1 protein-coding gene is annotated in these 261 nt (G+C 63.6%); it reads left to right on the forward strand.

From position 1 onward, the window contains the following. Positions 1 to 261: hypothetical protein (locus MOV76_RS39620; RefSeq protein WP_247266645.1), on the forward strand; the 261-nt coding region annotated here is incomplete at both ends.

Raw genomic sequence — 261 nt, forward strand, 5'->3', positions numbered from 1 at the left:
CCGCAGCAGATCGATGCCGAAACGGGAAAGGCGAGCGAACCTGCCGTCTTCACCACGCGGGAGATGCTGCGCATCGAATATGACATGGGGCGGTCGGCGCGGGTTTTGGCGGAGCGCCGCGGCTTTGCCGTTTCCGATCGGGTGGTTGCCGCGGCGATCAGGCAGGTCGAAACGCAGGATCCGGAAAACTCCTTCCGGCTCGATCCGGAACAGGTGGACGCCATCCATCATATCACCCGGGACAATGCTATCGCCGCCGTG

Origin of the sequence: Rhizobium sp. PRIMUS64, assembly GCF_023006465.1 — a bacterium.
Taxonomy (GTDB): domain Bacteria; phylum Pseudomonadota; class Alphaproteobacteria; order Rhizobiales; family Rhizobiaceae; genus Rhizobium; species Rhizobium leguminosarum.